Source organism: Corallococcus sicarius (genome assembly GCF_003611735.1).
In the GTDB taxonomy this organism is placed as follows: Bacteria; Myxococcota; Myxococcia; order Myxococcales; family Myxococcaceae; genus Corallococcus; species Corallococcus sicarius.
In genome coordinates this window covers 22,494-42,284 of the sequence record NZ_RAWG01000051.1, presented here as the reverse complement: position 1 = coordinate 42,284, position 19,791 = coordinate 22,494, and the positions used below count along the sequence as shown (strand labels likewise).

Sequence of the window (19,791 nt, the reverse complement as noted above, 5' to 3'; positions counted from 1 at the left end):
CCCTCCCGAACAACACACGACCCTCACCTCCATCTCGCAGGGCCTGCTGAAGAACCTCCGCCGGGAGGTGACGCTCGCCCAGGTCCTCGCCTTCGTGGATGACTGCGCGGCGCGCAATGACCGCCCCCCGCTGGAGACCCTCCTGACGGAGACGACCCGTGCGCTCGCGCGCCTGGACGCCGCGAAGCCACAGGTCGCGCCGGTCGCTCAGGTCGCGCCGGTCGGATCGAGCCGTCCCGATGACGTGATGAAGCTCCTCACGGAAGCCCTGGTGGAGCGCACGGGCTATCCGGCGGACATGCTGGAGCCCGACCTGGATCTGGAGGCGGATCTCGGCATCGACACCGTCAAGCAGGTGGAGGCCTTTGCCCAGGTCCGCGTCAGCCTGAACGTGGAGAAGGACGAGGGCTTCCGCCTGCGGGACTTCAACACGCTCCGCAAGCTCGCGGACTACCTGGTGCGGAAGGCCCCGAGCGCCGCGGCGCCCGTCGCCGTGGCGGTGCCGGTGGCTCCACCGGAGGCCTCCGCCGAGCGCACGCTGGAGATCCTCCGCGCCGCGATGGCGGAGAAGACGGGCTACACGCTGGACATGCTCCAGCCCGACCTGGACCTGGAGGTCGATCTCGGCATCGACACCATCACCCAGATTGAAGTGTTCGCGGTGGTGCGCGCGAGTCTCGGCGTCGAGCGGGACGAGAACTTCCGCGTCCGCTACCACAACACGCTTCGCAAGATGGCCGGGTACCTGGCCAGCAGGGCCTCCGGCGCCGCGCCCGCCGCCGTCAGCGCCGCCCCGCCGTCCCTGGACGCGGAGGCCGTCACGAAGCTGCTGGTGAACGCCCTGGTGGAGCGGACCGGCTACCCCCAGGACATGCTCGAGCTGGACCTGGACCTGGAAGCCGACCTGGGCATCGACACGGTGAAACAGGTGGAGGCGTTCGCCCTGGCGCGCACGACGCTGGGCGTGGCGAAGGACGAGGGCTTCCGGCTCCGCGACTACAACACCCTGCGCAAGATGGTGGCGTACCTGGTGAAGCAGGCCGTGCCGGCCGCCCCCGTGCCCGCGGCTGCGGCCACGGCGCCTGTGCCCTCCGCGGCCGTGGACGTCGAGAAGATCCTGACGTTCCTCGCCAGCGCCTTCCAGGAGAAGACGGGCTACAACATCGAGGTCCTGGGACCCGACTTCGACCTCGAAGTGGATCTGGGCATCGACACCATCACCCAGATTGAAGCCTTCGCCCTGGCCCGGGCCGCGTTCGGAGTGCCCAAGGATGAGGGCTTCCGCGTGCGCGAATACAACACCCTGCGCAAGCTGGCCGCCTACCTCTTCACCTGGCTCCAGCCGGGCAGCACCGTCACCCCGGCGAAGCCCGAGCCCCTGGCGCAATCGCCGCTCCCGCAGGGAGCGCTGGACCTGGAGGACGTCCGCCGGTTCGTCGCCCACTGCGAGGCCACCGGGGACGCGGAGTCACTGCGACGGCTGGCCACGCACCTGCAAGGCAGGCTGGAGGCTCCCGGCAAGCCGCTCACGCCTCCCGCCCGGTTCGCCGCGAAGCGGTATGAGGTCCACCCCGTGGAGCACCCCTCGCAGCCGCGGAGCGAGCACATCGCCCGGCTGCGTGGAAAGACGTTCGGCATCACCCCCGATGCCCATGGTGCGTACAAGGCGCTGGCGCAGCGGCTGGAGTCGGCCGGAGCCCGCGTGGTCATCCTCCCGTCGGGCCCGGTGTCCCACGGCGCGGTGACGCTGGACTGGAAGCATCCTGAGGCCGCCGGCAAGCGGCTGCGTGAGCTCCAGGCGACCCAGCCGCTGGATGGGCTCCTCCTGCTGCACACCACGGCTCCCACGCCCGGGCTCGCGGAGCTGGAGCCCGACGCGTGGACCGACACCGTCAATGCCTTCACGTTGGGGCTCTATTACAGCGCCCTGGCCGTGTACGACCGGATCGGCACCGTGGCCGGAGGCGGTTGGTATCTGGTGGCGACCGCGGGAGCCGGCCTCTTCGGCCACTCCAGGACCCATCACCAGGTCCCGCTGGCCGGCGCCGCCGGAGGCTTCGTCAAGTGCCTGAAGCGGGAGCTGCCGGACGCGCGGTGCAAGGTCGTGGACCTGGACACCCGGGACACGTCCGCCTGGGTCGAACAGCTCTGGACGGAACTGGTCGGCGACGACGTGGATGTCGAGACCGGCTACAGCAACGGGCGGAGGTATGTCTTCCGGGACATCGAGACGCCGCTCGCGACCGACACGGCCGCGGCGTCCCTCAAGCCCGGCTCCGTGGTGCTCGTCTCGGGAGGCGGGCGCGGGGTTGTCTATCATTGCGCCAAGCTCCTCGCCCAGGTGACGGGCGCGCGCGTCATCATCACCGGCCGCACGGTGCCCCCGACGGGGAGCGAGGAGTGGTTGAAGGTCTCCGAGGCGGACCTGCCGGGCTACCGGATGAGCTTCGTCAAGCGATACATGGCCGCGCACCCCGGGTCCACGCCGGTGCAGGGCATGCGAGCCTTTGACTCGGACATCGCGCGCCGTCGGGAGCTGCACCGGAACCTGGAGGACTGCAAGGCTCAGGGGATCCGCCTGGACTACCACGTCTGTGACATGACGGAGCCGGACGCCGTCCGGGGCCTGCTGGCGGGCATCCGCCGGCAGTACGGCCGGATCGACGGCATCGTGCATGGCGCGACGATTGAAGAATCCAAGAGCCTGCCCATGAAGTCGCCGGAGGTGGTGGTCCGCACGCTGGCCTCCAAGGCGCACCTCTGGCAATTGCTGGTCCGGGAGACCTGGAAGGACGACCTCCAATTCTTCATCAACTTCGGCTCCGGCAGTGGCCGCTATGGCAACCAGGGGCAGACGGACTACTCCGCGGCCAATGCTCTCGTGGCCAAGGCCGGGCTGGTGTACGGCGCCCTGCGGCCCGGGGTGCGCAGCGTGACGATTGACTGGCCCGTGTGGGTGGGCGCCGGCATCGTGGAGAACAACAAGGACTACCTGGAGCGGCTGGGACAGGCGGGGGTCTGCGTCATCGACCTGGCCGAGGGCGCCTACTGGTTCGTGGGCGAGCTGCTCCACGGAGGCCAGGCAGGGGAGGTCGTCATCGCGGATGACAACACCTTCGCTTCCCGGGGGTGGCCGCGCCACGAGAAGGAGACCCTCGCGGTGACCGCCCGCCAGGCCGGTGGAACCCGCTATGCCATCTGAGTCACCCGCGTCGCTGCCACTGCTGGTCCTGTCAGGCAGTCCGTATGAGGTGGGCCGGCAGTATGGCTCCCTCATGCGACAGGAGCTTGCACGGGCCGTGGCGCTGGGCGCTCCCGCCATCCAGCCCCTGTTGACGAAGGTGGGGCTGAAGGACGAGGACGTGCGGCAGCGCATGGCGGGCTGGAGCGCCCTGTTGCCACCCGACGTCCACGAGGAGCTCCGGGGCATCGCCGACGCCACCGGCCTTGCCCGGCAGGCGCTCCTCTACCATGCGCTCCTCCTGGACATGGTGTCGGGTGCGCCCATCGGCTGCTCGCAGTTCGCCGCCGTGGGACGGGCGACCGCGCAGGGACAGGTCATCCATGGGCACAACCTGGACATCCCGTACCCGTCCCTGACGAACCTCATGCAGCCGTGTTGCATCGTCTACCGGGTGACGGGACGCATCCCCTATGTCTCGATCACCTTCTGGCCCGGGGCGCTGGGCGTCTGCGCCGGAATGAACGCGGAGGGGTTGAGCCTGGGCATCAACGTCCCGGTGGCCCCCATGGACCGGCGGTTGTTCCACCCGCTCACCTTCCAGAACCGCGAGCTGCTCTCCCGCGCGCGGACGCTGGAGGACGCAAGCGACCTCCTCGACGGACTTGAACGCGGTGGAAGCTGGAACCTGATGCTGGCCCACCGCGCTGGGACGGCGCGGGTCTGGGAGCAGGTCGGTCCCCACTCCGGCCAATACGCCACGGGGCCGGGCAGGGACTTCGTCGTCTCCACCAACCACCTCACGGTCGCGTACAAGCAGGCGAAGGGGCATGAGGCGGTCGCGCTGGAGATGCTCCAGGAGATGCAGGACGACTCGCTCCTGCGCTATCGCCGGTTGGAGCAGCTCGTCGGGGAGCGGCGGGGCTGCATCGGCCTGGATGCCGCGGTGGAGTTCCTGCGGGACTGCGGTGAGCCTGGCGCCGGGGCGCCCCCCTCCATGAAGACCATCTGCCGCGCGGACAACGTGCTCAGCATGGCCTACGAGCCCGCGACGCTGACGCTGGACTTCGCGGCGGGCGGGGTGCCGGCCGCCCTGGAGCGCAGGCGCAGGCTGGCCCTGGGGCCGTTGTTCCAGGATCGGATCCCGGAGGTGGGGCGCGCCTCCCAGGCTCCGCTTCCGCCTCGCGGCCAGTTCCCCATGCTGGGAACGGCGCGGCCAGAGGGCGGCCGGGAGCGGACGTTCCTCCTCGAGGAGGATGTCTATCTGCGGGAGCACCTGGTGAACGGCACCCCCGTGCTCCCCGGCGCCGCGGCCATCGAGTGGCTCGCGGAGGTGGCGGCGCTGGAGGGCGGCGGGGAGGTGGCCGAGCTGCGCGAGGTCTCGCTGGAGAAGTTCATCCGCGTGCGGCCGGACCGGCCGACCCGGGCCCAGGTGCGCTGCGTGCCGAAGGGCGACCTGTGGGAGGTCTCCGCGTACGCGGACCTCCATCACCCCCGAGGCCCCGTGTTGCGTCCGGAGGTGTTGCACTACCGGGCGTCCGTCCGCCTGGGCTCGCGCTCCGAGCGGAGCGTGGCGCCGGGATGGGGAGACACGCGGGGCCCCGACGGCGAGTTGCCCTTCAGCCGCTCCTACGTCCAGGACGCGTACTTCCACGTCGGGGAGGCCTTCCACCGGGTGGACTGGGTCAGCTACCTGAGCCCCCGGGAGGCCGTGGGATGTCTGCGAATGCCGGAGCCCACCGGGTCCTTCGCCTCCATTCCCCAGGCACGGTTCTGGATGGATCCGTTCTTCCTGGATGGGTGTTTTCAATTGGTTGGCACCCTGGGGATCCTCCACAACCTGCGGGCCCCGGTCCCCCGGGGTGTCGGTCGCCTGTCCCTGGGATGCGACCCGAAGCCGGGCGAACGGCTCTGGTGCCGAGCGGTGCTCAACCGGGAAGCGGGGGAGCTGCTCTATTACGACTTCACCGTGTGGAACGACGCGGGTGTCATCTGCCTGGATGCCAGCGATTACTGCTCAATCAGCGTGGATGCCTATACGCCGCAACAGCAGACAGCCCTCGTGAGCGCGTTGGATCCGTCCGGGTTCCTCGGCGCGCGCAGGAGCGTGGCCCATGGGTAGCGTCCGTCAGGGGCCGGTCGCCATCATCGGGATGGGCTGCATCCTTCCGGATGCGCACGATGTCCCGACGTTCTGTCGCAACCTCCAGTCCGGCCATGTCTCCGTCCGGGAGCTGAAGGAGCCTCGCTGGGATTGGAGCCGGTACGGCAGCGAGGATCGAGAGGCGGTGGATCGCACCTACTCCATGCTGGGCGCGCCCGTCGGCGAGCTGCGGCTCGACTGGAAGCGATTCCGGCTGCCTCCCATCGAGACCCGCCTGCTGCACACCATGGAGCTGATGCTGCTCGAAGCGGCGTATCAAGCCATGACGGGGGCCGGGTACACGCCGGAGCGGGCCTTTCCTCGTGAGCGGGTCGCGGTGATCGCCGGCTCCTCGGGGATGGGCCGCAAGAGCAACCAGTGCTTCAACTTCAAGTGGCGCCTGCCGGAGCTGCTCGACGCCGCACGCCAGTCCGCCGCGTTGAAGCAGCTCCCCGCCGCCCAGGCCGCGCGGATCCTGGACACCGTGCAGCAGGAGTTCATCAAGCACTACATCGACCAGTCGGATGACTGGGCCTTCTGGGGCTTCGTCAGCCCGGTGCTCGGTCGCATCTGCGGCTTCTTCGGCCTCCAGGGGCCGCACTTCTGCGTGGATGCCCACGCGGCTTCGGGGCTGGCGGCCCTGGAGACCGGCGTGCAGGGCCTCCTGAGCGGTGAGTGGGACATGGCCCTCGTGGGCGCCGCGAGCCCCGCGCTCTCCCTGATGGAGCAGGTGTTGCACAGCAAGCTGCGGCGGCTCTCCACGCGAGGCGTCTTCCCGCTGGATGCCCGCGCGGATGGGACGGCCCTGGGCGAGGGCGCGGTGATGCTGCTCATCAAGCGGCTGGAGGACGCCGAGCGGGATGGGGACACCATCCACGCCGTCCTGCGCGGCGTCGCTGGCGTCAACCAGGGCAGCGGTCCCGTCATGACGGCGACGCACGCGCCGGTGCACCAGCGGGCGGCATCCGAGGCGCTCCAGCGGGCCGGCGTGGGCCCGGACGCGGTCGCCTACCTGGAGACAGGCGCGACAGGCGTGACGGGCTGGGACGCGCACCTCATCGAGGGCCTGGGCGGCGCCTACCGGGACGCGCGCCAGGTGTCCCTGGGCGCCGTCGCTGAATCCGTCGGAGACCTCCAGGCCGCGTCGAGCTTCGCGGCGATGCTCAAGGTCATCCACTCGCTGCGCACCCGGGAGCTGCTGCCGCAGCGCTCGTTCCGGACGCGGCACCCGGGGCTCGCGCTGGACGGCACGCCGTTCCGGATCAACGAGGCCCGGGCCTGGCCCGAACAGGGGCCCCGGCTCGCGGCCATCCATGCCGCGGGCTTCGGAGGCATTGCCTACCACGCGGTGCTGGAGGCCTACGCGCCCGAGGCTTCACGGCCGGCGGTCCCGGTGTCCGCCCGCCCACCCCGGATGGCGCCGGAGCCCATCGCCATCGTGGGGATGGCCTGCCGGTACGCCGGCGCGGATGACCCGGAGAGCCTCTGGCAGCGCGCGCTCCAGGGGCGAAGCGCGATTGGGGACCTGCCTGAAACGCGCTGGCCCGTGTCGCTCTATCGTCCGTCCGGCAAAGCGGTGTCGCGCAACCGGGAGGCCTTCTTCCGGGTCTATGCGCCGAGGGCCGCGTTGGTGCGGGACAGGCCCTTCGCCTCCCGGGAGTTCGGTCTGCCGCCCACGACGGTCGCGCGGATGGATCACACGCATCCGTGGTGCCTGGAGGTCGCGAGGGAGGCGGTGCGTGACGCGGGGTATGGCCCGTCGCGAGCCCTCCCGTCGGAGCGCACGGCGGTGATCATGGCGGTGTCCCCCGGCAACCACCGGGAGACGGAGGTGGAGGCGCGGCTGGCCTATCCGGAGTTCGCGAACATCTACCGCCCGGCGCTCCTGGGCGCGGGGGTCGCCTCGGAGCAGGTGGAGCGCTTCATTGAAGAGGCGCGCGAGCGCTTCCAGGGCAAGGGGCTGCCCAGCTCCTCCGAAACGCTGCCGGGCATCCTCACCAGCGCTCCCGCCACGCGGCTGGCGCGGGCGCTGGATGCACGCGGCCCGGCCTTCACCGTGGAGTCCGCCTGCGCGTCGTCGCTCAACGCCGTGTCATTGAGCATCCAGGGCCTGCGTGACGGCCGCTGGGACGTCGCGGTGACGGGCGGGGTGTGGTCCCAGATCACCGTGCCGTTCTGCGTGAGCATGTGTTACGCCGGAGTCATCTCCCCGACGGGCAGACCCCAGCCGTTCACCCGGGACGCGGATGGGTTCGTGCACGGGGAGGGATGCGGCCTCGTCGTGTTGAAGCGCCTGTCGGATGCGAAGCGCGACGGCGACCGCATCCTCGCTTTGATTCAAGGCGTCGGCGGCGCCTCGGATGGGTTCAGCAGGTCCCTCTTCGCCAGCCAGGAGCAGGGGCAGGCGCTGGCCATCCGTCGGGCGCTGGAGGACGGAGGCGTCGCGCCCGCGAGCGTGCAGTACATCGAGGCGCATGGGGCCGGGATGCCAGAGGGGGACATCCCGGAGGCAGGAGCCCTGCTCAAGGTCTATGGCCGCAAGGACGACCCCGCCGCCGTCGGTGTGTTGAAGCCCATCATCGGGCATTCGTATGTCGCCTCCGGCACGGCGGGCCTCATCCGGACGGTGCTCGCCTTGCGGCACCGGATCCTCCCGCCGGGCCTCGTGGAGGCCCCGCTGAACCCACACATCCCCTGGGAGGGCCGGCTGGCCTTCCTGCCCGCGCCGCGAGGTTGGGATGCCCGGAGCGGGCCCCGCCGCGCCGCCGTCAACTCGTATGGGCTTGGCGGAATCAACTACCACGCGGTCCTGGAAGAGTACGTGGAATGACATCCCGCGCTGAGTCACCCCGTCGGGCGGCAATGCCCATCGCCATCATCGGAGCCTCGTGTCTGATGGGGGGCGCGCAGTCGCCGGAGCAGCTCTGGCAGCAGCTTGCCACTGGCCCCCATGGCTTCACCGACGTCCCGGCCAGCCGCTTCGCCTGGCAGCAGTTCCACAGCACCAACCCGGCGGAGTCGGACAAGGGCTCCGTCTGGCGGGGCTCCTTCTTCCAGCCGCTGGAGGTGCCGTGGCAGGAATACAAGATGGGGCCGAAGATGCTCGACGAGCTGCCCCGCAGCGAGTTCTACACGGTGGAGGCGATCCGCCGGGCCATCGAGGACGCGCGGCTGCATCAGCGTCCCTTCAACCGGGAGCGGACCGCCGTCATCATGGGCGGGGCGGAGATCGGGCTGGACCTCCGGATCGCCCACCCATACCTCCGCTACATGCCGCAGTTGATGGATGCGGTGGAGCAGGCGCTGGAGACCTCGGGCCTTCCGGCGCAGGAGCGCCAGCGGCTCCTCGCGGAGGCGGATCGCACGCTGAGAGGCATCAGCCACCGCGAGGTCACCCGGGGCACGGTCGCGGGGATGAGTCTGGCATTGGGCCGGGCGTGTGCCCTGTTCGACCTGAAGGGGCCCCACTATGTGGTGAACTCCGCCAGCGCTTCGTTGCTGGCGGCGCTCGAACATGCCACCCGCGGCCTCGCGCTGGGCCACTACGACGTCGCGCTCGTGGGGGCCACCAGCCCGTATCTGTCGCCCGCGAGCTTTGTCTCGTTTGACCGGATGGGCCTGCTGACCCGCGAAGAGCTGCCCCGGCCGTTCGATGCGAAGGCCAGCGGGACGCTCCTGGGAGAGGGCGTCGGCTTCTTCGCCTTGCGGCGGCTGGACGAGGCCATCCAGGCCGGGGACTCGATCCACGGTGTCATTCGTGGAATCAGCGGGGCGAACCAGGGCAGCCCGGGGGCGCTGCTCAACCCACCCGGACAGGCCCAGGTGCTGGCCGCGCGCCGCGCCTATGCGCAGGCGGGCTACGGCCCCGAATCCGTGCAGTTCCTCGAGTGTCACGCCAACGGCGTGGACTTCCTGGAGGCAGCAGAGCTCGCGGCCATGGGCGAGGTGTTCAAGGGCTCGGCTCCGGGGAGCGTGACGGCGGGTTCGGCCAAGGAGCTGTCCGGCGAGCTCCACTCGGCGGCGGCCATGCCCGGCCTCATCCGGACCTTGATGGCCCTGCGGCACAGGGAGCTTCCGGCGCAGCGGCAGGTGCGCCAGCTGCGTCCCGAGCTGCGCGCGGACGGCAGCCCCCTGCAGGTGCGCTCGAAGCCCGCCCCCTGGGACGCGCCTGCGGGGGGCGTGCCGCGCCGGGCGAGCATCAACGCGCTGGCCCTCGGAGGGCTGGCCTATCACCTGACCCTGGAGGAGTACGTCCCGGAGTTCCACGCGCGGCTGGCCGCGGAGGTGGCGCCTCGCACCGCGCGTGAGCCCGTGGCCATCGTCGCGTTCGGTTCGTTGACCCCGGGCGCCAATGACAGTGACACCTTCTTCGAGAACGTCATGGCGAAGAAGGATCAGGTGGTTCGGGTGCCAGCGGATCGCTTCGCGCTGGAGCGCTACTACGACCCCAACCGGGGGGTGGGGAAGATCTACTGCCCGCTGGGCGGCTTCGTGCAGGGGTTTGCCTTTGATCCAGATGCCTCCCGCCTCGCGTCGTCCCTGGTCCCCCAGCTGGACAGGACCCACCTGTATGGGTTGACGGCCGCCGCCGAGGCGATGCGGACGGAGAAGGTCTCACCGACCGCCGCGGAGCGGACCGCGGTCTTCATGGCGGACATGCCCTGGCGCATGCGCGAGCGCGAGGTGGAGGTGCGGGTCGGCTACGCGGAGATGGATGCGGGCCTTCGCAAGACGCTCCTCGCCTGCGGGCTCACCGGGGACCTGGCCGGCCTCATCGCGGGGGAGGCCGAGCGGCGGTTCAAGGAAGGCATCGCGCCCCTGTCACCGTTCTCGCTGGCGGGCTCCTCGGGCAGCACCGAGGCCGCGCTGATTTCCCACCGCTACGGGCTCAAGGGCGCCACCGGGACGTTCGAGAGCACGTGTGCCTCGTCCATGGCCGCCATCGGGGCCGGGGTGGCGAGCCTCCAGATGGGGGAGACGGACGCGGTGCTGGCGGGCGGCGCCTTCGCGGACATGACGGCGGAGCTGTACACGGTGAACTGCACCTTCCAGGGGCTGAGCGGGAAGGGGAGCCGTCCCTTTGACGCGGACGCCTCCGGCTTCATCCCCGGCGAGGGCGCGGGGGTCGTCGTCCTCAAGCGGCTGAAGGACGCGGAGCGGGACGGCGATCGCATCTTCGCGATCATCAAGGGCCTGGGCGCGTCCAGTGATGGCAAGGGCAAGTCCCTGCTGGCCCCCAACCCGGTGGGCCAGAAGCTGGCGGTCCAGCAGGCCCTGGAGCAGGCCGCGATCCCCGCGGCCTCAATCCAATACATCGAGTGTCACGGGACGGCGACGCCGGTGGGCGACCTGGCGGAGGTCTCCACCTATACACAGGTCCTCGCGGGACAGCCGCCGGGGTCGGTCGCCATCGGTTCGGTCAAGTCGATGATTGGCCATCTCCACTCCGCGGCGGGGGTCATCAACCTCATCAAGGTCCTCAAGAGCCTGGAGCACCAGGTCCTCCCACCGCAGATCCACTGCGAGCGGCCCAACCCCGACATCCGGTGGGCGGAGATCCCGGTCGTGGTGAACACCGAGCCCCGCCCCTGGCCCGCCCCTGCTGATGGAGCTCCCCGCAGGGCGGGCATGAGTGCCTTTGGGATGGGCGGGACGAACTACCACCTCATCGTGGAGGAATATCAGGGCCCCCGGCTCCAGCAGGCGGCGGCGCCCCGTGGGCGGGAGGCCCATCCGATGATCGAGGAGGTGCTCGACAGGACCGCGGACTCGCTGGTGGCCCTGCGCAACCTGCACCTCGACAGCGACCCCTATCTGCGCGAGCACCAGGTGGAGGGAGTTTCAGTGCTGCCCGGCTCCTTCGGCATGGAGATGATGGCGGAGGCCAGCCTGCTGCTGAAGCCAGGGATGCACGTGCTGGGATTGCGGCAGATCCACTTCCACCACGCCGCCAAGGTCTGGCCCGGGCGTTCGACGCGCCTCGTGGTCACGGCCCGCGCTGGCAGGGAGGCCTCCGGGGTGCTCCCCGTCACGGTCGAGGTGGACATGGAGCTGCGGCCGCGCGCGGACGTGGCACCCATCCGCCGCAAGGTGTCGTCCGCCACCGTCCTGCTCGGCGCGCAGCCGCCCACGCCTCCCACGGTGGACGCGGCGACGGCGGCGCTGTTCAGCGCCTCGGAGCGGAGCGATGCGCGCAAGGGCTACAACCCGACGGAGGACGTGTTCCTGGGCCCGCTCATGCAGGGGTTCCGGCACCTGCGGTTCCTCGACGGGGAGCGGATGGCCGCGTGGATCACCCAGGAGCGTGCGGGGGAGTTCTTCGCCTTCACCCAGACGCCGGAGCTGCGGACGGCGCCCCTGGCGGTGGACTCCCTCCACCACGCGGGCGGCATCCTCACCTACTACCACCGGGAGCGGATCGCGCTGCCAGCGGGGGCCGACGACCTCCGGCTTCATGGGCCCATGCCCTACGGCAGGGAGATCTGCGCGATGTGCACCTATCTGGGAGGCACCGAGGAGAGCGCCAGCGTCCGCGTGGTGGCGTTCGATTGGGAGACAAGGCGCGTGTACGCGGAGTTCGAGGGGCTCCGGTTCTCGCTCCACCGGCGCATTGGCCCGGCGCTGAAGCGGCTGCTCTCCCAGGGCCATGGCTGAGGGGCTCCACGTCGAACCGGTCACCGTGAGCGTGCCTGGAGGTCAGGCTCTCACCGTCGCGGTGGTGCCGCTGGCGCCCGTGCGTCTGGCGTGGGAGTCCCATCCCGGGGGACCGCTAGCGGCGGTGCTGACCCAGGCGGAGCTTGCCGTGAGCGGGATGCACCGGGTTCCCGCGCGCAGGGTGGCGCACCTCGCCGGGAGGGTGGCCGCGAAGTCCGCGCTGCTCCACCAGCTCCGTGCGCAAGGAAGCAGGCTGACGGCCCTGGACCTGGGCATCACCCAGGTGATGGCGGGCCCGGAGCAGGGACGCCCGGTGGTGCAGCTGCCGCCCGGGACCCCCGGCTGTGATCTCTCCATCACCCACTCGCAGGAGCTGGCGGCGGCCGTCACCACACGCGAAGGACGCGTGGGCGTCGACCTGGAGGGGGTGCGACCGCGAGGGCCCGGCTTCCAGGAGGAGGTCTTCACCGCCGCTGAACAGGACTGGCTCCTGCACTGGCAGCGGCTCCATGGGCGGGAGCCGGAGGAGCTGTGGAGCCTGGGCTGGTGCCTCAAGGAAGCGCTGGTGAAGCTCACGGGGCACGGCCTCCGGGACTCACTCCAGCAGGTGGGCTTCTCGGGATGGACGGAGGAGGGCGGGGTGCCCGCTGTCATCCCATGCATCACGGATGCGCCGGGGGCGTACGCGCGGCGGATCACCTTGCACCCGAACCGTCCGGAGCAGGGCCCGGTGACGGGGCTGCTGGCCCTGGGGCGGGGCCATGCGTTGGCGGTGCTCCATGTCCCGGAGGCGAGCGCCACATGAATGCCTTTGAGCCGCGGCTGGGGGACGTCGTCGAGGAGCAGGACACCTTGCGCTTCGAGCGCTCCATGGACACGCGGACCGACCCGTACCTGTTGGACCACGTCGTCGAGGGGCTGCCGGTGTTTCCCGCCGCGTACCTCGTCGGCCTCATGACCCAGGCCGCCCATCGGATGAGGCCGCATCTGGACGTGGTGGGCGTGCGCGACGTGCGCTTCGTCCAGGCGGCACGCTTCAGGGGCGACCGGGCCCTCCAACTCGCGGTCACGGCAGGGCCGGAGGAGACGGAGCCCGCCGGCATCCCGGTGGTGATCTCCTCCCGCATGGCCCCGCCCAGGGTGGGATCGCCGCACATCCTCCGGACCCATGGCCACGGCAGGGTGCTGCTCGGGGCGCCAGAGGAGCGCGCCGCGCGGTTCCAGCGGATCGACTTCTCGGGTGCCGCCGACTACGCGGAGCTCTATGCCCTCCCCAGGGAGATCCGGCACGGTCCGGCCTTCCTCGCGGGGCTGCGCTATCAGCGCCCTTCACCGGATCAGCTGCTCGCTCTCGTCGCCCCTCCCGGCGGTCCCGGGCGCGGATGGCGGGAAGACGCAGCCGCTCCGGGCTGGCCCTCCACGTTGCTCAACGCCATCCTTCACGTCGGGTTCTCCCTGGGCGTGTTGTCGAGCGCGCGGACCCTGCTCCCCCTGGAGCTGGAGGCCGCGGAGCTGTACGCCATCCCCGAGGGGCAGGTGCAGGTCTTCGCCCGGCTGAAGGCGGTCCAGGGCGGCCGGATGGCATTGCATGTTGTCTCCTGGGACGGGCAGGGGCGGCCTGTCGGAGTCTTCCGGGGGTTCGTGTTGCAAGAGGTCCCCTGAAGGTCCACGGGGCATGGCTCCCGGCCTGGCTGGGAGCGCGACAGATGTGAGGCGAAGCATGCGGATGCAGAGTGAGTTGTTGGAGCAGCCCCGGCCCGATGAGACCTACGACACCAGCCAGCTCCTCGGCCTGGCGCTCCGTGCCGCCGGGGTCCCTCGCTGCTTCGGGATCCCTGGGGTCCAGAACCTGCGCCTGTATGAGATGTTCGGTCGCGGTGTGGTGGAGCCGGTGCTCATCGCCAACGAGGCGAGCGCGGCGTACCTCGCCGCCGGGCAATACCAGGGCAGCGGCCAGCCGGGCTGTATCAACGTCATTGGCGGGCCCGGCATCACGCACGCGCTTCCTGGCATCGAGTTCGCGTTCCGCACCCGGACGCCGCTCTTCATCCTCACGACGGGCTGCGCACGGGACGAGGGCCGCTCACACCAGCTGCATGACGTCGACAACCTGGGAGTCCTCGCGCCCCTCTGCAAAGCCACACATCGCCTGACGGAGGACGACGATGTGCACGACGTCGTGGCGCGCCTCATGGAGGCCGCGCACGGCGACGTGCCCGGCCCCTGCGCGCTCGAAGTGCCCATGCACCTGCTCCGGCGCACGTCGACCTTCCGCGAACGTGCGCAGCCGCCCAGGTCCTTCGGAGGACCCTCCGCGTGGCGGAACGCGGAGCTCCCTCCAGCCCTGCTCAGCGCCCTGGAGACGTGCGCCGTCGCCGTGGGCCGCGTGGGGCTCCACGTCGTCAGCGACCTGGACCACCAGCGGGTGCCCTCCCGCCGGGGCGCGGTGGCGCTGGCGCTGGGCGCCGCGTTCTCGCAGAAGCTCGCCGTCGCCGTCACGGATGCCGATTCGCTCCTGGCGTTCGCGCCAGAGCTCGCCCTGGCCACGGAGCGGCGCCTGCCGCTCGTGATCCTCGTGGAGCGGGATCCTTCCGAGGCCGCCAGCATCGAACTCATCGCGGGCCTCACCCGTGTGCGGCGGATCCGCTCGACGGGGGAGGCCGCCCTGGCCCGCGAGCTCGTGGAGGCCCTGCGCACGCCGCAGGTGGTCCTCTGCGAGATTGAACGGGCGGAGGCGCGGGTGGCCGCTCCCGAGCCCGTGGCGCTCGGTGCGCCCTGGCTCGCGGCCTTCCAGCAGGGCCTTCGGGACAGCGACCTCGGCGCGGTGTTCATCGCCGGGGATGGCCGGCTGCAGGCCGTGGCGGAAGCACTCTCCTCGGACGGCGTGCCGGTCAGGACGGTGCGCCATGACCAGGACCTGGGGTTCGTCGCGGACGGAGCGGCGCGCTCCTCGAAGCGACCCGCCGCCCTCATCCTCCCCCAGGAGTGGGCGCTCTCCTCGGTCCTGTCCGGAGTGGGCGAGGCGCACCTCGACCAGGTCCCCCTCGTGGTGTTGATCGTCACGTCCACGCGGCCCGGGCCCTGGCTGGGCACCCTGAAGCACCTGTCGAAGTCAGCGACCGTCGTCGCCTCGGTCGAGGACATGGCCGGTGCCATCCAGGAGGCGGTCCAGCTCAGCCTAAGCTCCGCGCCGGGCCCCGTCTGCCTGGTCTGCCCGGCGGACCTCGCCGCGTCCGCGCCGGGTGTCATGCCCTCCCGCGTGCGGGAGCAGGTGCCCGCCGCCAGCACTCCCACGGAGGCCGAACTGGACGCCGTAGCCCAGATGTTCGTTCGCGCGAAACAGCCCGTCATCTTCGTGGGGCGCGGCGCGCGTGAGGGCTCCGCCGAGCTCGTGGCGCTGGCGCACCGGACGGGAGCCGTCGTCGCATCGACGCTGTCGGGCAAGGGCGTGTTCCCCGAGACGGATCCGCTGTGGCTGTGGGGCGGCTTCGGCCCCCTGTCGCCCCCGCCGATGAAGGCCATCGCGGAGGACTGTGATGGCGCGCTGATCATCGGGGCGCGGCTCAGCGAGCTTGGGAGCGCGCACTATCGGGCGCGCTTCCCTGCGTACTGCTTCCACGTGGACATCGACCCGACGGTGCCGAACAAGGCGACCGCCGCGATGGGCATCACCGCGGATGCCAGGGCCTTCCTCCATGCCTTGCTGAAGCACCTCGACAGGCATTACCGCGCGGACTTCCCGCGCAGTACGGACAGCGTCCTCGCACGCCTCCAGGCGGCCCACGCGTGGGTGGACGAGGACGTCCGTGGCCGGAGCCAGGAGGGCAGGGCGTTGGACCCCTATGCGCTCGTGCGCACGGTCCAGGAGCAGCTTCCGCCGGAGACGCTCTTCTGCGCTGACTCGGGTAACGGAACCATCCACGCCCTCGAAGCGCTGCGGCTCACCGCGCCGGATCGCTTCCTCTGCCCCGCAGACTTCAACAGCATGGGGTACTCGGTTCCGGCGGCGCTGGGCGCTGCCTGGGCGCACCCATCGGTGCCCGTGGTGGCCTTCGTGGGGGATGGCGCGTTCCTGATGACCGGGCTCAAGGGCCTGATGGGGGAGCCCGGCGCACCGGCCCTCATCACCGTCGTGCTCCGGGATCGCCGCCTGGGGATGATCGGTGACATCCAGCGGGCGACGAACCGCCCGGAGGTCTGCACCCAGCTCTCCGACTTCGACCTCGAAGCATTCAAGGACAAGCGCCCGGAGCTGCGCTTCGAGTCGGTGTCGACCCCTGATGCGCTGGCCCGGAGCGTTCAGGCCGCGCGAGCCGCCTGGGTGCAGGGGCACGGTACGCTCATCGAATGCCGGATCGACCCTGAGACGAAGTCGTACTTCTTCAAGGGCGCGCTCTCGTCGGCAGCGGTCCCCGTGCCCAGGAAGGTGCCGCGGCTTCCCGCCGTGGAAGGTCCCCCTGCAGATGTGTGGTCCGTCATCGAGCGTGCGAAGGCCCGCTACGCGGAGCGGGTCGCGATCCGTGACGGTGACCGGCAGTCCACCTATGGGGAGCTGCATGCGCGGGCGGCGGGGCTCGCGCAGTTCTTCCGGGAGCAGGGTGTGGGGCAGGGCAGCGTCGTCGGGGTGATGCTGCGCAACCGGGCGGAGGTCGTCGAAACGCACTTCGCCGCCGCCGGGCTTCGTGCCGTCGTGTTGAACGTCAATGTCAGACTCACGGCCCGCGAGCTGCACGACATCTTCCGGCAGTCGGGCATGCGCTGGCTCGTCGCATCGACGGACTTCGCGCCGACCCTCTCCGAGACGCTCGCCCTCGGGGACCTGCGGCTCGGCGGTGTGCTGTGGGTGGGGCCGGGACAGGTTCCGGAGGGCACCGGGGCGTTCGGCACGATGCGCGGCTATGAGGAGGCCCTCACCGCGTCAGCCACCCCCTTTGTTCCAGCGCAGGGCTCCGAGTTCGACGCGTTCCATCTCTATTACACGAGTGGCACGACGGGCTTCCCGAAGGGCGTGCTCCTCACCCATCGTCAGGTCTTCCATCACGCAATCGCTACCGCGGAGGAGATGCGCATCACCGGCGATGATGTCTGGGGACACTTCTCGCCCATGTATCACGTGGTGGATGCCTTCGCGATCTACGCCCTGACGTGGCTGGGCGGGCAGCACGTGATGGTCTCGGATCCGGATCCGACCCGCTTCCTGCGGCTGCTCGCGGAAGAGCGCATCACGTGTACGAACCTCGCCGCGGCCGCGGCGCACTTCCTCATCCACAGCCCCGACCTGGGGACGCATGACTTCAGCCGGCTGCGCATCCTCTCCTGCGGCGGCTCCGCGCTCGACGCGGGCGCGGTGGCCCGGCTCATCCAGATCTTCGGCTGTGAGATCTTCATGTCCTACGGCATGACGGAGTGCTGCGGGAAGATCTCCATGTCCCTCCTGTCGGAGGAGCACCGGAAGCTCAGTCAGGATGAGCGGTTCGAGCGGATCGCCACGTCGGGCCGGCCCTTCAAGCTGATGGACGTGCGGATCGTCGACGAGCGGGGGGCGGACGTCGCGCGGGACAATCAGTCCATGGGCGAGGTGTGGATCCGCGGCCTCACGGTCTTCAGCGGCTACTTCAACGACGGCCCCGCGACGCGCGAGGCCTTCCAGGACGGGTGGTTCAAGACGGGAGACCTGGCGACGATCCGGCCGGACGGCTACCTGACCATCGCGGGCCGCAAGAAGGACATGCTCATCACCTACGGGGAGAACGTCTACCCGGGCGAGGTCGAGCGCGTCCTGGGCATGCACCCGGGCGTCCAGCAGGTGGCCGTCTACGGCATCCCGAATCCGACGGCGGGAGAGGTGGTCAAGGCCGTCATCCGCCTGCGAGCGGGCCACGCGCTGTCGGCGCGCGAGGCCATCGCCTTCTGCCGGGGACATCTGGCGGGCTACAAGGTTCCCTCGGAGGTGGAGTTCATCGACGAGATGCCGATGACGGGGACCTTCAAGGTGGACAAGCTCCGCCTGAAGAACCGGGAGGCGCGGGCGCTCCCCAGTGGGGGGACCGTGCCTGGCACGAGTGCTGGGGACTCACGCGGCCTTCCTCGGACCGCCGTCATCGAGCGGGTCACGAAGATCGTCGGGGACCTCCGCGTGTCGACCGAGGAGCCGGTGTCCACCACGGCGACGCTCTGGAGCCTCGGGCTGGACTCCATCTTGTTCCTCACGCTCCTGCGGGAGTTGGAGGGCGCGTTCCAGCTCAAGCTGGATCCGAACTTCCTCGTCCAGAACAACACCATCGAGATGATTGCCCGCGCCATCGCGCAGGCGCCGGTTGAAGCCCCGGGAGCCGGGCCCGCCGCGCGAGAGGCTCCGCCGCTCCTGAACGACGCGCTCGTGGCCTCGTGGAGCGCGACCGTGCAACGGCCGCTCGGTGGCTTCGAGTCCCTGGTCTACCAGGCCAATCGCCGGGGGCTGCTGCACATCAACCCGGTGGTGGAGATGGAAGGCCCCGTCGACCCGGCGCGGATGCGCGAGGCGGCCTTGCTGTTGGAGAAGCGCTATCCCTACCTCTCCACCGCCATCGTGGAGAAGGCGACGGGGGAGTTCTTCCTGGAGTACCAGCCGGGCCGCCACCTGGAGCTCGTCTTCCTGTCGGAGCCCGGGCCGGAGCCCCTGGAGCAGCTCGTCGCGCACCACCTGCGCGACAATGCGCAGAAGAAGATCCTGTTCATCCGCACCCAGCAAGCGCCTGAGATCCATCAGGTCATTCCCATCCTCTGGCATTGCTACCTGGAGGTTCACGCCTTCCTGCGGCTCGTGAGGGATCTGTTTGAAATCCATGAGCAGCTGAGCACCGGTGCGCCCGTGGACGTGAAGCCCCAGCCGCTCCCGGTGTCGCGCGAGGACCTGTTCTCGCGGCTCCCGGGGATGGGGCTCGGGCCGACCGAGCCGAACCCGGATGCGGGCATCGCGAAGTCCGGGCAGGAGGTCCTCTCGAGCCTGGAGGTCTTCCGGGTGAACAAGTTCAAGGCGCCCTTCGGCGCCCAGAAGAAGCGGGGCACGGCGATCTCCGTGGCGGGCGCGTCGCGTTCGCTGGCGATGGACCGCGACGCGACGCGGAACGTCCTCGGCGCGGTGGTGCGGCAGCAGAGCTCGGTGACCGGCGCCCTGTCCGCGGCGCTCTGCCTCGTCGCGAGGGACCTCTTCTGCCCGGCCCCCCGGCCCCACCGGATGATCCTGGGGGGCTCGTTCGACGCAAGGCCGCTGCTGAACCTGCCCACGGACGCGATGGGGTACTACGCCACCTATCCGAAGTTCCTGGTGAACGTGGGTCCCCAGACGGGCTTCTGGGACCTGGCGCGCTCGTTCCACGCGGAGAACCAAGCCTACATCGACAAGCGGACCTACGCGGGGATGGAGGCGGAGCACTTCCACACGCTCGCGAACGCGTTCAAGGGGGTCGCGAAGCTGCTCTGGGTGCCCGGGATGTGGGAGCTGTTCACCACGCCGGGCCGCCTCTTCGTGGTCAACCTGGGCGTGCTGGAGTCAGGGCTCGGGCGCTTCAAGCTGCGGGGCGTGAAGGTGCTCCAGGACATCCCCGCCCTCGCGGTCTACTGCTACGTCCTCGACGGGAGCCTCCACCTGCAGCTGTGCTCCCAGCTTCCACCCGAGGCCGCGGACCGCTTCGCGGGCCACATCGAGGAGCACTTCCGCGGGCTCTCCGCTCCAGCCTCCGTCCAGGGGTAGGCGAGGGGAGCCGCGACCTGGACGCCCAGGGGACAAAGAAAAACCCCGGAATCACTTGGGAAAGTGACTCCGGGGTTGCTT

7 protein-coding genes are annotated in these 19,791 nt (G+C 70.3%); all 7 read left to right on the top strand.

The genetic code is table 11. From position 1 onward, the window contains the following. Positions 1-3,202: SDR family NAD(P)-dependent oxidoreductase (locus D7X12_RS10890; protein WP_120625200.1), on the top strand; the 3,202-nt coding region annotated here is incomplete at its 5' end. After that, on the top strand, positions 3,192-5,303 hold the full coding sequence (locus tag D7X12_RS10885; protein ID WP_120625199.1) for a C45 family autoproteolytic acyltransferase/hydrolase: 2,112 nt from the start codon (positions 3,192-3,194) through the stop codon (positions 5,301-5,303). The genes D7X12_RS10890 and D7X12_RS10885, both read left to right, overlap by 11 nt. Continuing rightward, positions 5,296-8,154 carry a beta-ketoacyl [acyl carrier protein] synthase domain-containing protein gene (locus D7X12_RS10880; protein ID WP_120625198.1) on the top strand — a complete coding sequence of 953 codons (2,859 nt, stop codon included), beginning with the start codon at positions 5,296-5,298 and terminating at the stop codon, positions 8,152-8,154. Before D7X12_RS10885 ends, D7X12_RS10880 begins: the two co-directional genes overlap by 8 nt. Beyond that, positions 8,151-11,978 carry a polyketide synthase family protein gene (locus tag D7X12_RS10875; RefSeq protein WP_120625197.1) on the top strand — a complete coding sequence of 1,276 codons (3,828 nt, stop codon included), beginning with the start codon at positions 8,151-8,153 and terminating at the stop codon, positions 11,976-11,978. Before D7X12_RS10880 ends, D7X12_RS10875 begins: the two co-directional genes overlap by 4 nt. Before the next feature lie 25 nt (positions 11,979-12,003). Next, entirely contained in the window at positions 12,004-12,783 is a 780-nt protein-coding gene (locus D7X12_RS10870; RefSeq protein ID WP_244224480.1) for a 4'-phosphopantetheinyl transferase family protein, read from the top strand. Next, the gene (locus tag D7X12_RS10865) at positions 12,780-13,640 is read left to right on the top strand and encodes a hotdog family protein (RefSeq protein ID WP_120625195.1); all 861 of its coding nucleotides are present in this window, start codon (positions 12,780-12,782) and stop codon (positions 13,638-13,640) included. The genes D7X12_RS10870 and D7X12_RS10865 overlap by 4 nt, the downstream gene beginning before the upstream one ends. Positions 13,641-13,698: 58 nt before the next feature. Then, positions 13,699-19,710, top strand: coding sequence for an AMP-binding protein (locus D7X12_RS10860; RefSeq protein WP_158620025.1), 6,012 nt, complete (start codon positions 13,699-13,701; stop codon positions 19,708-19,710). Positions 19,711-19,791: the final 81 nt, after the last annotated feature.

Bases quoted from the DNA above. Each gene is read 5' to 3' on its own strand.
- D7X12_RS10860 (WP_158620025.1), top strand. From the start codon at position 13,699: ATGCGGATGCAGAGTGAGTTGTTGGAGCAGCCCCGGCCCGATGAGACC.
- D7X12_RS10880 (WP_120625198.1), top strand. From the start codon at position 5,296: ATGGGTAGCGTCCGTCAGGGGCCGGTCGCCATCATCGGGATGGGCTGC.
- D7X12_RS10885 (WP_120625199.1), top strand. From the start codon at position 3,192: ATGCCATCTGAGTCACCCGCGTCGCTGCCACTGCTGGTCCTGTCAGGC.
- D7X12_RS10865 (WP_120625195.1), top strand. From the start codon at position 12,780: ATGAATGCCTTTGAGCCGCGGCTGGGGGACGTCGTCGAGGAGCAGGAC.
- D7X12_RS10875 (WP_120625197.1), top strand. From the start codon at position 8,151: ATGACATCCCGCGCTGAGTCACCCCGTCGGGCGGCAATGCCCATCGCC.